The 15609-nt window shown below is 53.4% G+C and carries 20 protein-coding genes; 16 read left to right on the top strand and 4 right to left on the bottom strand.

Features of this window, described 5'->3' with window-relative positions; all coding sequences use genetic code 11:
• Nucleotides 1-146 precede the first annotated feature (146 nt).
• From AAGJ81_08200 to AAGJ81_08190, 3 genes are all read left to right on the top strand, one after another.
• Nucleotides 147-839, top strand: a complete 693-nt coding sequence (locus tag AAGJ81_08200) for a hypothetical protein (GenBank protein MEM0966112.1) — start codon at nt 147-149, stop codon at nt 837-839.
• Nucleotides 832-2676 carry a terminase gpA endonuclease subunit gene (locus AAGJ81_08195; protein ID MEM0966111.1) on the top strand — a complete coding sequence of 615 codons (1845 nt, stop codon included), beginning with the start codon at nt 832-834 and terminating at the stop codon, nt 2674-2676. The genes AAGJ81_08200 and AAGJ81_08195 overlap by 8 nt, the downstream gene beginning before the upstream one ends.
• Before the next feature lie 328 nt (nt 2677-3004).
• Nucleotides 3005-3220 carry a hypothetical protein gene (locus AAGJ81_08190; protein ID MEM0966110.1) on the top strand — a complete coding sequence of 72 codons (216 nt, stop codon included), beginning with the start codon at nt 3005-3007 and terminating at the stop codon, nt 3218-3220.
• A gap of 98 nt (nt 3221-3318) precedes the next feature.
• On the opposite strand, the gene AAGJ81_08185 is transcribed toward AAGJ81_08190, so the two are convergent.
• The 4 genes from AAGJ81_08185 to AAGJ81_08170 form a co-directional block, all read right to left on the bottom strand.
• Entirely contained in the window at nt 3319-3762 is a 444-nt protein-coding gene (locus tag AAGJ81_08185) for a hypothetical protein (protein ID MEM0966109.1), read from the bottom strand.
• 44 nt (nt 3763-3806) lie between these two features.
• Nucleotides 3807-4250: a hypothetical protein gene (locus AAGJ81_08180; GenBank protein ID MEM0966108.1), complete on the bottom strand. Its 444-nt coding sequence runs from the start codon at nt 4248-4250 to the stop codon at nt 3807-3809.
• 237 nt (nt 4251-4487) lie between these two features.
• Nucleotides 4488-4871 (bottom strand): hypothetical protein, encoded by a 384-nt coding sequence (locus tag AAGJ81_08175; GenBank protein ID MEM0966107.1) that lies wholly within the window; start codon nt 4869-4871, stop codon nt 4488-4490.
• 418 nt (nt 4872-5289) lie between these two features.
• On the bottom strand, nt 5290-5706 hold the full coding sequence (locus AAGJ81_08170) for an Imm63 family immunity protein (protein MEM0966106.1): 417 nt from the start codon (nt 5704-5706) through the stop codon (nt 5290-5292).
• 124 nt (nt 5707-5830) lie between these two features.
• On the opposite strand from AAGJ81_08170, the gene AAGJ81_08165 reads away from it, so the two are divergent.
• The 13 genes from AAGJ81_08165 to AAGJ81_08105 form a co-directional block, all read left to right on the top strand.
• Nucleotides 5831-6040 carry a hypothetical protein gene (locus AAGJ81_08165; protein ID MEM0966105.1) on the top strand — a complete coding sequence of 70 codons (210 nt, stop codon included), beginning with the start codon at nt 5831-5833 and terminating at the stop codon, nt 6038-6040.
• Between the two features lie 301 nt (nt 6041-6341).
• Entirely contained in the window at nt 6342-7895 is a 1554-nt protein-coding gene (locus AAGJ81_08160; GenBank protein MEM0966104.1) for a phage portal protein, read from the top strand.
• Between the two features lie 28 nt (nt 7896-7923).
• Nucleotides 7924-9084 carry a hypothetical protein gene (locus AAGJ81_08155; GenBank protein ID MEM0966103.1) on the top strand — a complete coding sequence of 387 codons (1161 nt, stop codon included), beginning with the start codon at nt 7924-7926 and terminating at the stop codon, nt 9082-9084.
• 59 nt (nt 9085-9143) lie between these two features.
• Nucleotides 9144-10166 carry a hypothetical protein gene (locus AAGJ81_08150; protein ID MEM0966102.1) on the top strand — a complete coding sequence of 341 codons (1023 nt, stop codon included), beginning with the start codon at nt 9144-9146 and terminating at the stop codon, nt 10164-10166.
• 113 nt (nt 10167-10279) lie between these two features.
• Nucleotides 10280-10729 carry a hypothetical protein gene (locus tag AAGJ81_08145; protein ID MEM0966101.1) on the top strand — a complete coding sequence of 150 codons (450 nt, stop codon included), beginning with the start codon at nt 10280-10282 and terminating at the stop codon, nt 10727-10729.
• Nucleotides 10730-10741: 12 nt separating this feature from the next.
• Nucleotides 10742-11086: a hypothetical protein gene (locus AAGJ81_08140; protein MEM0966100.1), complete on the top strand. Its 345-nt coding sequence runs from the start codon at nt 10742-10744 to the stop codon at nt 11084-11086.
• Nucleotides 11086-11838 (top strand): hypothetical protein, encoded by a 753-nt coding sequence (locus AAGJ81_08135; GenBank protein ID MEM0966099.1) that lies wholly within the window; start codon nt 11086-11088, stop codon nt 11836-11838. The genes AAGJ81_08140 and AAGJ81_08135 overlap by 1 nt, the downstream gene beginning before the upstream one ends.
• Nucleotides 11839-11850: 12 nt before the next feature.
• On the top strand, nt 11851-12336 hold the full coding sequence (locus AAGJ81_08130) for a hypothetical protein (protein ID MEM0966098.1): 486 nt from the start codon (nt 11851-11853) through the stop codon (nt 12334-12336).
• A 2-nt stretch (nt 12337-12338) separates the two neighbouring features.
• Nucleotides 12339-12554, top strand: a complete 216-nt coding sequence (locus AAGJ81_08125; GenBank protein MEM0966097.1) for a hypothetical protein — start codon at nt 12339-12341, stop codon at nt 12552-12554.
• Nucleotides 12555-12560: 6 nt separating this feature from the next.
• Nucleotides 12561-13502 carry a hypothetical protein gene (locus tag AAGJ81_08120; GenBank protein MEM0966096.1) on the top strand — a complete coding sequence of 314 codons (942 nt, stop codon included), beginning with the start codon at nt 12561-12563 and terminating at the stop codon, nt 13500-13502.
• A 1-nt stretch (nt 13503) separates the two neighbouring features.
• Nucleotides 13504-13914: a hypothetical protein gene (locus tag AAGJ81_08115; GenBank protein ID MEM0966095.1), complete on the top strand. Its 411-nt coding sequence runs from the start codon at nt 13504-13506 to the stop codon at nt 13912-13914.
• 14 nt (nt 13915-13928) lie between these two features.
• Entirely contained in the window at nt 13929-14801 is an 873-nt protein-coding gene (locus AAGJ81_08110) for a hypothetical protein (GenBank protein ID MEM0966094.1), read from the top strand.
• Nucleotides 14801-15609, top strand: an 809-nt coding sequence (locus AAGJ81_08105) for a hypothetical protein (protein MEM0966093.1), incomplete at its 3' end; no start/stop codon positions are given. The genes AAGJ81_08110 and AAGJ81_08105, both read left to right, overlap by 1 nt.

Raw genomic sequence — 15609 nt, 5'->3', positions numbered from 1 at the left:
TGAAGAACTACTTGATGTCAGAAGGCTTTGGGTTCGCTCGAATTCTGAAGAGTTATTTGCGGGTCCTTTCCAGGGAGGTGGTATTTGGAAGTTCCCGCTCATTCTTACGTTTTTTTATGTGAAAAATTTACAGAGGGGGGTTAACTGTGAATAAGGTTGATCGGGACTTTGTTGCGACTGCGGACGGAGCAAGCGGAGAGGCTGTCTCAAGAATGATTCAAGGCAAAGAGCTGGCGAAACATTGGGGAGTCAGCCCGGCAATGGTCTCAAAATTGAAATCGAAGAAGAACATGCCTGCCTTCTCTTCTTTGGATCAGGCTGACGAGTGGGCTCGGAAACATCACCCTGCAATTTTGAACGGGTCCGTAGGTGTGACGGCGCCCGGAGTAATCATCAACTTCGAAGAAATTAAGGCGGGGGCCGAAGGTAAGGAGTTCGAAGATGTAATCCTTGGTCACGCGGAAGAAATCCCGTTGATTGCGCACAGGCTATATCAGCAAGCTGCAGAGCAAGGGAGCGTCCATCGGTTGACCCAATCGTTGGATCTTTGGAACAAGTCTGCCAAGGTTGCGGGTGAACAGCGGCTTCAATGGTTGGCGATTCAGGAAAAGTCTGGGATGCTGTTGGACTTGGATCGAGTCCTCGATGTCGTAGGGAACGTATTTCAGCCTCATCGGTCCGAACTGCTAACTTTGCCTAGTGCGATCGCGGTAGAAGCTAACCCGGAAAACCCAGGATTGGCGAAAGCGGTGATTGAGAAGGCGATTCAGGCGATCTTGGAAAAGACTACTGATCGGCTAAAGTCGGTCCGTCCACAGTTTGAGAAAGCCAATGATTAGTAACCTTCATTCAGGCGTTCGGGGCGGCTTGTCTGTCTTTGATTTTTCAGCAAATTTCTTCCGTCCGCATAACTTTGAAACGCCTTCGCAGTTTATTGAGCGATCTATAGTTCTGCCATCGGGTGCAAATGAAACGACTCCTGGACCCGTTTCCTTTGATCGTAGACCGTTTTTGAAGGAGATTATCGACTGTCTCGGTGATCCTGCAGTTGAGACGGTTTGGTATGTTGCTCCCACTCGATTCGGGAAGACGTTTTTGTTGAAAGTGGGGATGGCTTACGGTGTCGCTGGCGACCCAGGGCCCGCGCTTCTAATCGATTCAACGATGGATAAGGGTCGCGGTTTTATCAAGAAAGAGTGGCATCCCTTGGTTGAGGGGAACCAGTGTTTGCGTTCCCGAAAGCCCCGCAATCGGCATCACTACGGAGATGGGATGATGTTGTTCCCCGGAGCTGCTTTGACGGTTTTTGGGGCAAACTCGGATGCTCAGGTCAGCGGTGAGACCGTGGTTCGCGTGTTTGGAAATGAGGTTGGAAAGTGGCGACCCGCAACCGAAGATGAAGCGGCGATAGTCGAACAGTCTATGCACCGGACGGAGTCTTTTGAGAATCGTCGCAAGCACTACTACTCGACGACTCCAAGGAGGGAGAAGTCCCTTGAGTGGAAAGAGGTTCTTAAAGGCGATCTTCGTCGCTGGTTTGTCTCGTTTCCTGGTGCGAAAGAGCGGCACGCGATGGAGTGGGCGAACGTGGTATGGGATCAAGAGTGTAAGCAGGAAGATGGCGAATGGGATCTTGAAGGCGTGATGAACACTGCAAGGTATAAATGCCCGGAGACAGGTGAACTGTGGGATGATGAGGTCCGTTTGGAAGTCGTTCGGCAAGGTGAGTGGAGGCCAACCCGGAAAGCCTCTCCTGGTTACCGGAGTTATCAAAACATTGGTCTCGATGGCGTATTGAAGGCGCACTCGTTGGGTAGGTTGGCTCGTGATTTTCTTCAGGCCCGTTCAGACGGTTTCTATGTCGACCGGCAGGACTTTTGGAACGCACGGATGGGTATGGTCTGGGTGGATAATGTCGCTGATCTCTCCGTGGATAAATGCGCGGCATTGGAAAAGGATTACGAACGAGGCGCTCTTCCTGAGGGGTGGAAGGCCGATGTGGTCATCATTGGTTTCGATGTGCAGACGTGGGGTCTTCCGTGGGTGTGTCGAGCTTTTCAATGGACAGGTGAATCCTACAAGATCGACGATGGGCTAGCGGCTAGTTGGAGTGATTTGCAAGCTGTTCAGGACGATTACTCTCATTTTGGGACGTCCTGGGTGATTGGGGATATCAACTTTGAGGATCGGCGTGCTGAGACGCTTGAGGCGATCTATCATCGTGTTCATATGAACTGGATCGGAGCAGAAGGTTTTGAAGTTGCGAAAACCCTTACGAAAGTAACCAAAGCCAACGTCTATATGGGAGATACGAAGCAGAAGGCGAACATCATGGTCCCCAAGTTGGATATCTCGCTGTATGCGTTCAAGGTCGAGATTGAGAAGCGGATCAATGGCGACATTCAGAATTGGTGGAGTTATCGGCTAGGGGCCGATCCAACTGGAGAGGAAATCGAGGACCAGAAAAACTACTATCGCGAGATTTTGAATGAAAAGAGGCGCCCCCGCAAAAAGAGACGCTTGGGGCTTCCTGATCACGAGTTTTACGCTGTCGGTCCCAACCACAAGTTTGACGATGAGGTGTATATCTTGGCGTTATTCAGAACGCTACAGCAAAGGCAATCCGCCCGCCGAAGGAAGATAAAGACGAAAAGAAGTATTCAAGTTGAGAAGTAACGTAGAAATTAACCGCCATTTTTAACAAAAAAAAAGACCATGAAAACCCCGCCTGATTCTCAATCGCCGCTGCCTCGAAGAAGTTGGCTATCTCGATTGGTTCGATACATTCGATATCATTGGCTGCCTGCGAGAATGGACAAAATGCCTTTTTCGGAAATTCCATGTGGGGAGACTTTTTGGTGGGAAGGTAAGGTGTATGTAAAAGAGACCGAAGAATTGATCTTTCGGCACGAGCCGATCAAGAGGCCATTCCCGTGGCGGGAAGAAGTGGAAGTTATTTCATCTAACGATCAAAGCGCACAGACCGCGAACCCTAAGACGACCGATGAACACTGAAGCTATTAAGAGCGGTTCTCGTGCCGCGACTTGTTATGCCTTCCCCGTTCGGCGCTACCTTAAGCGGCGACTCTGGAAGATTACTTGTCGTGCCACGCCGACCACTGCGGGCAAGATTCGCTTTGTAAAGCATTACGAACGCCGCGAAGCCATAGGTGACCCGTGGAAATACGTGCGCGGGATCGCTTACGAAATGCAGGCATAACGTCGAGGCTAGGCGACCCGACCCGAGAGGTCCAGCGTTCTATGGGTTGTCGATTTCACGGGCGATAACATCGGGTTGCCTACGCCGTTTTGTTCTGCCTACTTTTTACCGAAATCACCCCAATACTTTGCGGCAACTTCTTTGATGGCGTGAAGAGTTATCGACTTTCCTTCGGGGGCCTCAATGGCATATGAATCGCATTCAAAATAAAGGGTGCCTCCACAGTACTCTGAATCAGAGGAATGATTGCTGAAATCAGCCCTGATTCTCCCTTCTTCTACTTTTCCAGAAAGAATGTCTAAGTCAGTCAAGGAGTAGTCCGAGATGGTCTTACTATTTCCATCTTTCATCCACGCTATAAACTCGGAGTTGCGATAACCAAAGAGTGCGACGTGTATCATGTTGGAACCTTCAATTCGTTCGGTGAGATACATTATGGAAACCGAAAAAGAAAGGGTGTCTTCATTTCGTTCTGAACTCTCAATGTGCCCATCGTGCAAAACGGAGAAAATGTCGGAAATCTCTTCTTGGAGTGATATCATTTTCTTTTGCAGAACGGGAAGGTGAGGGATGCTGAGGAGCGGAGCTACTCGGCATTCCTCTCTGCCGCCTTGTTGGAATTGGTTTTTTCTTCAAAATTACTGGCACCGAATTCAAATTTTTCAGTCTTTCCCCATACTCTTTTATAGCCCACGGCTCCAGCTGAAATAATCATCAATGATGCTCCTAAAAGATAGGTCATTACTTCTTTTCCTTCAGGACCAAAGATCAAAACCAAACAGCTTGAAATAAAGGAAATACAGGCAATCCAAAGGCACATTCTTTTCGTTTTTTCATTTTCGATTATGTAGGTCTCATGCACCTTGGATCTAGTTTCGACAAATTCTTTCGCATCTATCCTCGAGACTCTTGCAATATTTTGACATCCATTAACCGTGCCCCAAGGAGCGGATAAGTTCACTTCAGAGAGTTCATTTTCTGAAGATGGAGTTTCTCTATCTTCAGTTTTTGGGTTAGAAGAGGATTTCATTATTTTGTTTTCCAACGTAGAGGCTAGGCGACCCGGCCTGAGAGGTCCAGCGTTCTATGGGTTGTCGATTTCACGGGCGCGTTCAACGGGTTGCCTACGCCGGCTGGATATGGCCACCGAATGTGCCCGGTTAGTCGGGATATACCGAACGAGTTCATTACCGTCATTCCATTCTTTTTCTGACCACAGATATCACGGTTTACGCGGATAGATCGGCTTCATTCCCTTCTTCTTCTCTTATCCGTGCCCATCTGTCATCCGTGGTTTCGGTTCTTCTTTCTCCCCATATCGTAAAGAGTAGGCAACCGAGCCTGAGGACTCAAGCACAAGGCCGGGCGTGAAACTCGGGTTGACTACCTCGCCTGGATAGACCCTCGATTTTTCAGTGAAGTAAAAAGCTGCTGCAGACATAGCACGACGAAGACGGTTCCGATCACTATATGCGGGATAAACGTAGGCCACGCACCCCGAATCATATTGACGAGAATCAACCCGGAAAAGGTCAAAGACAGCAGAACCAAAGCTGAAAGGATTATCTTCCAAACCCTTATTCGCTTTCGAGATAATTGGATACTCCAAAATGTGAAGGCAACGCACAAGACTAACGGAAACACGCCCCATATGATTGTTTCGATTTCCATTCCTTCGGTCTATCGTAGAGGCTAGGCGGCCCGGCCTGAGAGGTCCAGCGTTCTATGGGTTGTCGATTTCACGGAGACGTTCATCGGGTTGCCTATGCCGTTTTGTTCGAGTCGGAGTGGGGAGGGCTCACGCCAAGATGCAAAGACCCTAAGCTGAGAGGCAGATCCCAAATGCCATTCTCTCACGGAGGCACGGAGCACACAGAGCTTGTTTCTCTCTGTGCCTTGGTGCCTCTGTGAGAAACTCTGTTCCATCCTGCTGGTATTCTTTCCAAGCAGTTGTATTCACTTCAATCACACGGAATCAATACCTTGCTCGATTTCATTTTTCTCTTCTCGAACGCTAAGGTGTGGCGACGGCGCGCTAGCGGCGTTGCCACCACCGCCTTGTTCTGCTCCTAGGTTTCATTTCGTAGAGGGTGCTTCGATAAGATAACTTCATGCTCCTTCTTTTTTCTTTCTCCCCATGTCGGATTCATTTGATGGAGAAGCTGCTCTTGGTGAGGAAAGAATATCTCCCGACAATCCTTTCCTTCAATTCTGTTCTTTAGTTCATGCTGCGTAGCTGCGTAGTGAGTAACGCCACTCAGAAGAAGGTAGAGGATTTCATTGGGATCAAAAGACCTTATGCGTTGGAATTCTTCACCCCGCTCAGTAACCACAAAATGGAATTCATTTCCTTCACTTTCGATATGTGGCGATCCGTCATGTTGGGGTGTAGTGTGGAAGGTCTTATAGTATTGTGGAAGATCGAGGGTAGACACATACTCACGAAACTTTTTGCCGATTCCTTCCACTGTGGTGATGTCATTCATTTCCTTTGCAGAACAAGTTGATATCCTAACTTTGCAAAGTTTCCGACAGAGGAAGCAGAAGGCTATTCGTGAACGGTGTTCGCGGATGGGTCGACGGTCGCAGGTGGTGCAGGCTGCGAATAGAATGGCTGGACCTCCCAGAGACTATCCTCCGATGGAGGGGGAGTTGCTTATGGTGGAGCGGGTGACGCGTCCGGGGTATGCTTCCGTAGAGTATGTCATTCGCCAGGGAGATCGGGCCAACCGGATTGCTGTTTCGGTGTTTGGGCGGGTTATAGGGGTTAGGACTTGGAGTGCGTTTTATTCGGCACGCCGGAAGGCTTATGTGGGCTGATTGAGATGTCTGGTTGTTAAAACTTCCGTTTCCGCCCCTTTTCGATGGCTGTCGAAAAGGAAACTATTGGTCAGCGGCTTATTCGTCTGCGTACTGAGTTGGCCCGGGTTGAGGCAACAATAGACCGGCACGAAAAAAACGGGGGCTCTTGGTCAATTGGCGGGTCTTCTGTAACCGAAATTTCCTATAACCGGGCGCTCAAGCGTAAGCGGGATTTGAGGGATGATATTCTTCGGCTGGAGAATCGGCTTAACGGGACTAGCCGTCGTTCGGGGATCGCGCAGACCAAAACTTCGATGGAATGATGGTTGCGCCTCTGAACAAATCTCCCCGCAAAACCATTGAGCTGGGCGCGGTCTATGATGCTTCGGCGACAACGAACGAGGCCGATTTCGGCCAGCCGATCCGGGGGTTCGAGGATTACCATTTTGCACCGTCGATCCGATCAACAACGATTGGGCGCTTCCGCTCGGAAGTTCGCAACAATGCTTTTTTAGCAGGTCTGGTTGAAGAGTTTCCCGGCGCTATCGGTCGCCCGGAGGTTCGTCAACGGACTCCCGATGCTGATTTCAACTCAACGGTGGATCGCTTCATTCGGCTTTGGGGGAATATGGTCACTCCAGAGCGGGATAGTCTCCACACGGTGAAGGAGATTCTTTGGCGGGAGATGCTGATCGCAGGAGAAATTTTTGCGGTTCTCCGCCCGAATGGGAAGATTCAATTGATCACGTCCGAGCTTTGCGGCTCCCGGTCTATCGCTGGTCAATACGCTCCGCGCGAAAATGGCGAATACGAGATGAACGGGGTTGTTTACAATCGTTCAGGAACGCCGATTGCCTATCTGTTCGGCAAGCTCAACGGTTATGGACTTGTTGATTTCTCCGAGCCGGTGGAGATCCCCGCCCGTTTTGTCATCCATGTTTGGCGGAAAGATCGGGTATTGATGGGCCGTGGTCTGCCTTGGCTTTTGGCATCTCTTCGACCGGCTCGTGATCTTTACGAAATTTGCCGGTCCAAAACCAAGCAGATCAAGGATGCCAACCAGATTAGCGGAGCCATCGAGAAAGACGGCGCGGCTGACTGGATGGATAAACAAAGCGAGCTTCCCGACGAATCGAACGCCGCGGCTGAAGACGAGAATTCCCCCGCTGATCGCGATACTGACGAGCCGATAACGATTAAACTGACTAACGGCACTTTCATTGGTTTGGAGCCGGGCGAAAAGCTTCATCAATTGATGTCGGAGTATAGGGCCGAAGATTACAAGGAGCTGATCTTTATCCTGCTTCATCAAATTTCTTGTCCGATTGGGCTTCCGGTTGAGCTTTGGTTCTCGGGCGTTGGGGATGTTTCGTATTCGGGATATAAGGGCCTGGGAACGCTCTGGATTGGCCGCCGCCGCCGTTATCAAAACTTTGCGAAGGAGAACTTCTTAGATCGTCTCATTGGCTGGCGTCTGGCGAAGGCGACTAAAGAAAGTGACGTTCCCCCGCATCCGACCGGTCAGACCGATTTGTGGGAGTTTCGCTGGAGAGAGCCTCAAGTCCTCGACGATGAGAAAACCGCGAAGGCCAATGAGACGCGGTTGAAGACCGGAGAGGTAGGGGTTGAAGACATTTGGGAGGAGCTAGGCTATTCCCCGGAAGAGATTTTTGCGAAACGTCGGGCGACGTATATCAGCCTGATGAAGGCGACCGGCAAGATTCCCGAGGATGCTGACGAGGATGGGATCGAGGTCCCGGAGTTGTATCTGCTGCGGGGGCTCTTGCCAGAGGAGATGAAGAATGCGGCGGCGGTGCCAACCGAACCCCCAGAAGAGCCCGAAGAACCCCCAATCGATCCAGAAGAAAATTAAAACTTCCGATTGGGGTTCCTTAGTAAACATGCCTGAAAAATCTTCACTTCACTTTTCCTCGCCGGTGCGGCGGTTTTCCGTTGATCGGGAAGCTGGGCAAATGAGTGATGTCGCTCTCTTGACTTCCGGGCGCGACGCGAAGGGTCATGGGTTTTATATCGACGAGCGCACGATTGAAACGGCTCTCGAAGTGATCGTTGAGAACGGCGGTAAGTTGCAGGCAAAAATCTGCCACGACAATTTTGAAGAGTGGTGGCTTGAGATCGACCGGCTCATGGAGATGCCTGGCTGGTTCGAGAGCATCTCGAAAGGGAGCATTGATGGTGAAGCGGCACTCATCTCCGGACGTTTTTCTTTCTACGAGACTTTTCTCCGGGATCATAGCTCGGAGGCTTCGCTCCTTCTTGAGATGGCAGAGAAGACGCCAGACCTTTTCGGGCTTTCGATTGAGCCTTGGGGATATGCGGTCTTTGTCGCACTCGACGGCACGGAGTATTCGCAGAAGCCCGAGGACGTTGAGCTTCGCTACGAGGGGATGCCCGCCTTCCGCGTGACGGATCTTCGGGCGGCTGCCTTCGTCTCTGACCCCGCCGCGAACTCCGGTCTCTTCGCTCAACTCTCCTCTTTCTTTGGCAAGAAACGCTCAAAGGGCGTTGATGCACTTTCGCGGCTGATCCCAGCCCTCGAAAACTTCTCCGCGCCGAGCGCGGGCAACACCAACCAAAATCAAACCGACATGATCGAACAACTGAAGAAGAAGTTTGGCGATGACGAGGCCCGGTTGTCCCGCGCTCTCCTCCTCCACGCTAACAACCCCAAAGACTCCATCGAGGAGATCGAGAAGAAGCTCAAGGCTCAGGATGAAGCCGAGAACCTCAAGGCGATCACCGAGGAACGCGACACGCTGAAGACCGAAAAGACTGCTCTTGAGGAGCAGCTCAAGACCGCAAACACCGAGAAGGAGGATCTTCAGAAGAAGTATGACGACCTCAAGGATTCGGGCTTTACCGGAGGCTTGAACACCGGCACTGCCGGTTCGGGAGTTCCCACCGTAAATCCTTTCGCGGAAGGTTCGGTCAATCTCACGGAGCAGATTCGCCTCAAAAAGGAGAATCCAACCCTTGCCGCAACGCTTGAGGCGCAAGCCAAGGGCTTGCCTGCACCCGCTCCCGAAAAGAAGGACGCCTAGGGCCCGCTATCTTTAACCACTATCCACACTCCATCACCTAACACTCAAAACCAAATATCATGGCAGCTACTACCATTTCCGACTTGTGGGAGCCTCAAGTATGGGTTCAGGGGCTTAACGAAAGAGTCCGCACCGATCCCTCCCTTATCGGCTCTCCCGTTTTCGTTCAAAACGATCTTCTCGACCAGGCCGCTTCGGGCGGTGGGTTGACGATCAACGTCCCCGGTTACCGTGACCTCTCCGAGGATGCGGAGACCAACCAGGGAGGAACGATCAGCCTTGGCGCTCATGGCGACATCATGAACATTGCAGCGATCATGAATCGCGAGAAAGGTTGGGGCGTTGAAGCTCTTGCCACAGCGATCAGCAACACGCCGGGCCGCACTCAAGACCCAGTGGCTAACATCCTTAGCCAGCTGGCAACCAACCGCCGCTTCCGCAACCAGACCACGTTGATGAACATCCTTCGTGGAATCATCTCGGAAGGTTCAGGAGGCGCTCTCTCTGCGAATGCAGTAGGTGCGTTTGATGAAGATGCCGTGGGCGGAACTCCAGAGCTGATCGATTCCGACCTCATCACCGATGCGGTCGCTGTGATGGGCGATCTGGGAGATTCCCTTCAAGGGGGTATTCTCTACGCCCACAGCAACATAATCGCCGCGCTCCGCAAGCTTGATGAAAACGATTTTCATTACGTTTCACGTGGTAGTCTGACGATCACAATGTTCCGAGAATTGCAGATCATTACCGACCGGCGTCTTGCCCGTCCGGGGCAGACCTCCGGTAGCGTCTACGACACTTATATTCTTGCCCCTGGTTCTTTTGGCTACGGTGCCAAGCCTCAGGGTCTGGACGTAATCGACGTGGCCTCGCTCCAGCGTAGCATGGACAAGGAAAAAAACGTTACCGGGATCTATGACCGCACTCGTCAAATCATCCATCCGGATGGCATGAAGTGGACTGGTGAGCTTTCAGACGACGCTGGTCCAACTAATGCCGAGTTGGCGGATGCGGCCAATTGGGCTCTCGGAGTTAGCACGGCAGATCGCGTTCCGCTCGTTGGGATCTTCACCAACGGCTGATCGTTAGCGGTTTTTTTCTCACTCATTCCCACTCCCTATCGCGGGCGGTCAGATTTTCTAAAGGGTTTCTCTGGCCGCCCGTTTCTTTCTCAACCCTTCCAACTGATTTTGTCATGGCTGAAAACGAAAACAAAAAAGATAAATACGCGCCTCATACGCCAAAGAACGAACTTCGCGGGGTGCAACGGGCAAAGGTTCAGGCTACGCGCCTCAAAAAACTCTCGAGGCGCATCCCGGCAATTGCTCTCCTTCTGCGGGAGCGCGACGCGCTTCTCGCTGCAGCGGAAGAGGCGGGCTTGGATACAAAAGCGATCCTTGCTGCAGTCGCGGCGCCCAAGCTACCTCCGAGCCGCCGCCCGATAGCGAAAGAGCCGGAGACGGAAACCGACCCGGGTGAAGGCAAAGATCCTGCTACCGGAGGCAATTCCGGGGGTGGCAAGCCTCCTGAAGGCGGAGAGAATTCTGAAGGCGGAGACGTTCCGACAAACCCGGAACCTCCTCAGAGTCCCACGCCTCCCGAGGGTGGCAAGAAACCACCCGCTCCACCAAAAAAGGGCAAGTAGTCCCCCGCCCTAGTGGATGGTCCGGACAAAGCGGCCCGCGCCGAGCAGCTCGCGCAGATCATTCAGTTGAATGGCGACGAGTGTTCTTGGAAGCCCACGGATAGCAGCAAGGCAAAGACCTTTCGCGCCATGCTGCAAAAAGAGCCTCTTGTTACGCAGATGGGGCCCTTTGCCCGCAATAGCGGCGGATCGGAGAGCACGCTTCACGTCCCCCGCGATCAGGCCGCATTTGCCAAAGGCTACCCGAAGACCGGCGAAACCATCACGCTGCCGTATCACAAACTGCGAGTGACGGAGCCCGACGACAACCCAGGCTCTCTCCTCCTCACGATTAAAGGATCGGTCAGTCCCCGCTAATGATTGACGCAACCGTAAAGAGCAATCTTCCCGCATTCCAGGATGCTACCCGCGCTTACCTGGAAGATCGGAAAGTGTCCGTTCGCCAAGGTCTTTATGACCAAGGTGGGCGTCTGGTTCGCGCGTTGATCAAGATCACTCCTCCGTCGAAGAAAGGGCAGGGGAGTGCGGCGATCCGGCTCGGCATGTTCTACGCGGTGCGCTTGCTCAAGCCGCAAGATTTCCGCTCTTCTGTAATGAAGGATCTGATACGGAAAAGGAACGAAGAGGCGCTCATTAACGCTCTTGAAGATCGTCGTTTCCCGATTAAGGACATCGTCGATTTCTCTCCTTCTTTGGTGGAAAGAGAGCGCCGTCGGGGCAGGGTGCCGAAGACTGCCCGCGAAAAAGGTTTAGCCACCTTTGATATGCGTGGATACAACGCCACAAAACGGGCCAAAGAAGCGAAAGTCGGCGAAGCGAAGGGCGGCTGGGCGCAATCGCTCAACAAGCTCACAGGTAAACCGGCGGCGGCATGGATACAGCGTCATGCAGATGCGGGGACGATTGAAGACAAGGCCGATCAATCCTCCAAGCGTGGTTTCATCCGCATCGTAAACCGCTCTGCCTGGGCAGGGGGCTCGCACGGCCGCCGCCAAACTGAGGACGCCCTGAAGTTCCGCTCGGAGATGATCGCCAGGGATCAACAGCTCCGCGAGGAGCGCGAGACGCGCAAACGCTTTCAACGCATCCTTGCGAAGGTGAAGAACTAACGGCCCCTTGTCATGCTCTCAACCCTTCTCTCTGATATCAAAGTCCGTCTTCTGGACCAAGTGTCCGGTTTGCGCGATGGAGATCCTGACGACGGTGAACCGACTCTCCCCGACGGGTCCACGGTGCCTATCTTTCGGGAGACGACGCCAGACGCTTTCGGTTTGATTGATCAGGAGATGCTTCAGGCCCCAGGGCTTGCCCTCCTCCTTAGTTTCTCGGATTCCTCCGACGGCAAGAAGAACCTCTCGCTCCCCCGCTTTGCGAAGGAACTGGTCGTCACAATCTTTGCCAATCCGGTTCAATACAACGGCACACTCAACGGTCTCGATCTCTCCGAAGCCGTTCTTTTTGCCCTTCATCATTGGAGCTGGGGTCCGGATCTTTCGAGCCTCTTCCGCATCGTTGATGACCCTCTGGATCTCTCGATCCGGACCGACGGTCTTTATCTCTACACGGTCCAACTCAGGACCGACATCACTATCAAACCAACCGCCTAGCCATGCCCAAGAAAAAGACCACTCCTTCGCCCACTCGTAATGAACCTGTCGAACTCACTTTTGACCGCGCGAAAGCCACCGCAGTCAAGAAGCCTTACCGCCATCCGTCGACCGGCCGCACGGTCTTTTACAAACAGGGCGTGCACGCCTTCACCGCCACGGGAGTTTATGCCGGGCGCGTCCGCGTTGCCGTCAAAACTTCCGAATCCGCCTCTTAGTAGATTATGAGCACCGACGCATCTACTGTTATCGCCGGTCCCGCTTATGTGGGCTTTGACGGCATCTCGATCTACACTGAAGAAGATATTGAGGTCTCCGTTACCAAGGAGACGCGCGATCACAGCGTTCGCGGCTTTGGCACCATCGATGATACGCTCCTTGACGTGATGGCGGAGATCACCGTCATGCCCGCTCAGTGGGTGGATGCTCACAACCTTATCTATTATTCCTGTCTCTCCGCTGCGATCGGCTCCCGCATCTTTGGCGATGTGGATAAACCGATCGTCATCCAGAGTATGACCGAGGGGAAACGCTACACCTACGCCCGGGGCGCGATCACTACGCCCCCGCCGCTGGGCTTGGGCGTAGAGAAGGACCTTATCGGCAGTCTTACGCTTACTGCCCTTAAAGGAAATGCGACAGAACTCAGCGCGGCGAATTCCATCGTCGCTCTCAGCGATACCGCTTTCACCGATACCAGTTTCAACGAGGAGGCACTCATTCACGTCCCGTATTCGGTCGCCTGGGGAGCCTCCCCCTTTAACGACATCGAGACGGAAGACGGCGTAGACGTTACCTTCGACCTCTCCCTTGAGCCCGTGAAGACCGACAAAGGCGGCACCATCGACATGCGCGTGACCGATCTTCGCGCGAGCGCGACGCTTATTCCCGTCAACCTCTCGCATGCCAACCTCCTCGAGTTTGGCAAAATGCAGGGAACGGGGGTAGCCAGGGGCACAAAGATGGGCCGCGCTTTTGGCCGTGACCTCGTCATGGACGGAGGATCGGGCGCACCCAAGGTCACACTCAAGCGGGCTATCCCCCTCGATCTGGCCAACCGCTTAGGCACCGCCCCTCACCTCGCAGGCACGTTCAACTTCCGCTCCACCCGCACGATCACAAACGGTCGCGCGGGTCCTGTCGCCGTAATCGAAACCTCCTCCTAATGTGCGGATTCTTTGGGGTAGTATTCTTCTCGCCCCCGAAGAGGGCGAAGCCGTTCGGGACCTCTCGAACGATATTCAACGCGTTGTCGACGTGGAACCGCAGACGCGAGCGGACCATCCGTCAATCTTTCCGCGTGGCAACGCTCTCCGGGACTTCTCTTTTACGATTGAAAGAGAGTGGCCTGATGAAGGCACTGCTCAGGATTTTATCCTTCGCATGGACAAGCAGTTCGAGGGAACCGAGCGGCAGACCAAAACCCTCCGCATCCTTACCGATGGCGATCCCCGTCTCACCGTCTATCTCGATACCGCCGCGCTACAACGTTACCAAGGACGCGAGGAAGGCGTCTCTACCATTCAGTCCTTTCGCTTCATCGTCGCTTCGGCTGGGCGTGCAGCAATTCAGACCTAAGCCCGTTTTCATCCATGCCTGAGCAACTTTCATCATTACGGATTCGAAGCGTAGTTAGCGTCGATGAGCGGGATCGCTGGATAGACGTCGCAACGGAGGATACGCCAAAGCTCATTCCGGGCAACGCCATCCGCTTTGATTTTCTGCTACAGGAAAACGCAGCCATCGTAGACGGGGGAAACATCGCCTCGTCGATTCTTACGATCAAGGATCTTGCAACAGGAGGCGGCGCTCCCTCACCGGCAGATCCCGCCTTGATGCAACAGACGATCACATCGATTACAGCCAATCCATCACAGGCGGATTGGGACGCAGGGACCGCGCAACACCTCACCTTTTTCTTCGCTGAGGGTGCTACCAATTTAGGCAAAGGCAAATACTGGATGGCCTTGGAGGTTTACCTCACTACAGGCGAGCCGATCACTGTCCAATACGGGAAGATCGAGTTTGAGGAAGACGGGGTAGGGCTGGCGACCACCGTCGATCCGATTACGAACTATATCACCCTTGCGGTTGCCAACTCCACGTTTGCCCAGCAAGCCAGCCTTCGCGCCTCCGCGCTCTTCGCGTGGTTTGGGGATCTTGCGGTTGCCGATGTCGTTGGCTCTTGGACGGCCCCGGTTGCGGAGTCTATTCTCGCTGTCCAGCTTTCCGCGCAGAAACCGCCTGTTGGGGCAGACCTTACTTTTGACGTCTACAAAGACGGGGTGACTACGGGAGAGAGCGTCACGCTTGCCGCTGGTTCCTCTCACGCGCAGACCGTCCTTTCTTCGGGCGTTTCTCTCGCTATTGGTGAGGTCATCACTCTCGTATGCACGCAAGTAGGCTCCACCACTTCGGGAGGCTTCCTAACCGTCAATTTGATCCGCCAACCGGTTAACTCGTAATGACAAAACTAAGACAAATTTTACTGGTAGCATTGGCGGTGACGCCGATGATTCTCCCCGCCCAAACCGTCCGCATTGACGGCGGCGACATCACAGACGGCACTGTCAATGCGGAGAAACTGGAGTTCACCGTAACCCCCTTCGCCGAGACTCTCCTGGACGACATCACAGCGTCCGGTATGCGGACCACCCTCGGCACCATGTCCGAAGGGGCGATCAAATTTCTGTTCGATGATCCGGAAGCGATTGGGCCGGATTTCTCAGCAAGCTCATGGGTAAACGCTCTAGAGGGCGAGACTTGGACCTTTGCCGATGAGGTAGACATGAGCGGGGCTGGCGTGATCCTCCCGGACACCGTCACCGGTGGGCTCTCCTCGTTTGCCTCTGCCAGTGCTGTAGCCGACCTCACGAGCGACCTCAACGCCCGCGCGAGGGCTGGCGGAGTTTGGCTCGATGGAGTTAGCGGAGAGATTGATACACGCACGACGTGGGGCGAAGACGGAGAGAGCCTGGCGTTCAAATTCACTTTGGGTTCCGCAGATACATTTGGTCAAATTCTCAGTGTCGGCGGGCAGTCCAATTTGATTTTGGGGTTCTGGGATAACTCCGGTCAGCTCGTAGTCCGTCGGCTGGAATCGACAAATATTGACTTGAACTGGCTGCCAACTGTTGGGCGGACCTATCACCTTTATTTTGAAAGGTCTGGAAGCGATCTTCTGCTCTACGTAGACGGCTCTCTTGCCGATACTATTGCTGGCGCGTTCAGCGGCGTTTCTTCGGGGAACGTCGTTCTAGGTAGCCGCGGCGG

It is taken from the genome of Verrucomicrobiota bacterium (genome assembly GCA_038744685.1).
GTDB lineage: Bacteria > Verrucomicrobiota > Verrucomicrobiia > Opitutales > Puniceicoccaceae > Puniceicoccus.
This window is presented reverse-complemented; position numbering and strand designations above follow the sequence as displayed.

What these genes read in the sequence shown, in the direction of transcription:
- AAGJ81_08180 (MEM0966108.1), bottom strand. Translation starts at nt 4,250, where the DNA reads ATGAAATCCTCTTCTAACCCAAAAACTGAAGATAGAGAAACTCCATCT.
- AAGJ81_08125 (MEM0966097.1), top strand. Translation starts at nt 12,339, where the DNA reads ATGCCCAAGAAAAAGACCACTCCTTCGCCCACTCGTAATGAACCTGTC.
- AAGJ81_08195 (MEM0966111.1), top strand. Translation starts at nt 832, where the DNA reads ATGATTAGTAACCTTCATTCAGGCGTTCGGGGCGGCTTGTCTGTCTTT.
- AAGJ81_08160 (MEM0966104.1), top strand. Translation starts at nt 6,342, where the DNA reads ATGATGGTTGCGCCTCTGAACAAATCTCCCCGCAAAACCATTGAGCTG.
- AAGJ81_08190 (MEM0966110.1), top strand. Translation starts at nt 3,005, where the DNA reads ATGAACACTGAAGCTATTAAGAGCGGTTCTCGTGCCGCGACTTGTTAT.
- AAGJ81_08110 (MEM0966094.1), top strand. Translation starts at nt 13,929, where the DNA reads ATGCCTGAGCAACTTTCATCATTACGGATTCGAAGCGTAGTTAGCGTC.
- AAGJ81_08120 (MEM0966096.1), top strand. Translation starts at nt 12,561, where the DNA reads ATGAGCACCGACGCATCTACTGTTATCGCCGGTCCCGCTTATGTGGGC.
- AAGJ81_08155 (MEM0966103.1), top strand. Translation starts at nt 7,924, where the DNA reads ATGCCTGAAAAATCTTCACTTCACTTTTCCTCGCCGGTGCGGCGGTTT.
- AAGJ81_08175 (MEM0966107.1), bottom strand. Translation starts at nt 4,871, where the DNA reads ATGGGGCGTGTTTCCGTTAGTCTTGTGCGTTGCCTTCACATTTTGGAG.
- AAGJ81_08185 (MEM0966109.1), bottom strand. Translation starts at nt 3,762, where the DNA reads ATGATATCACTCCAAGAAGAGATTTCCGACATTTTCTCCGTTTTGCAC.
- AAGJ81_08165 (MEM0966105.1), top strand. Translation starts at nt 5,831, where the DNA reads ATGGCTGGACCTCCCAGAGACTATCCTCCGATGGAGGGGGAGTTGCTT.
- AAGJ81_08145 (MEM0966101.1), top strand. Translation starts at nt 10,280, where the DNA reads ATGGCTGAAAACGAAAACAAAAAAGATAAATACGCGCCTCATACGCCA.
- AAGJ81_08150 (MEM0966102.1), top strand. Translation starts at nt 9,144, where the DNA reads ATGGCAGCTACTACCATTTCCGACTTGTGGGAGCCTCAAGTATGGGTT.
- AAGJ81_08170 (MEM0966106.1), bottom strand. Translation starts at nt 5,706, where the DNA reads ATGAATGACATCACCACAGTGGAAGGAATCGGCAAAAAGTTTCGTGAG.
- AAGJ81_08135 (MEM0966099.1), top strand. Translation starts at nt 11,086, where the DNA reads ATGATTGACGCAACCGTAAAGAGCAATCTTCCCGCATTCCAGGATGCT.
- AAGJ81_08130 (MEM0966098.1), top strand. Translation starts at nt 11,851, where the DNA reads ATGCTCTCAACCCTTCTCTCTGATATCAAAGTCCGTCTTCTGGACCAA.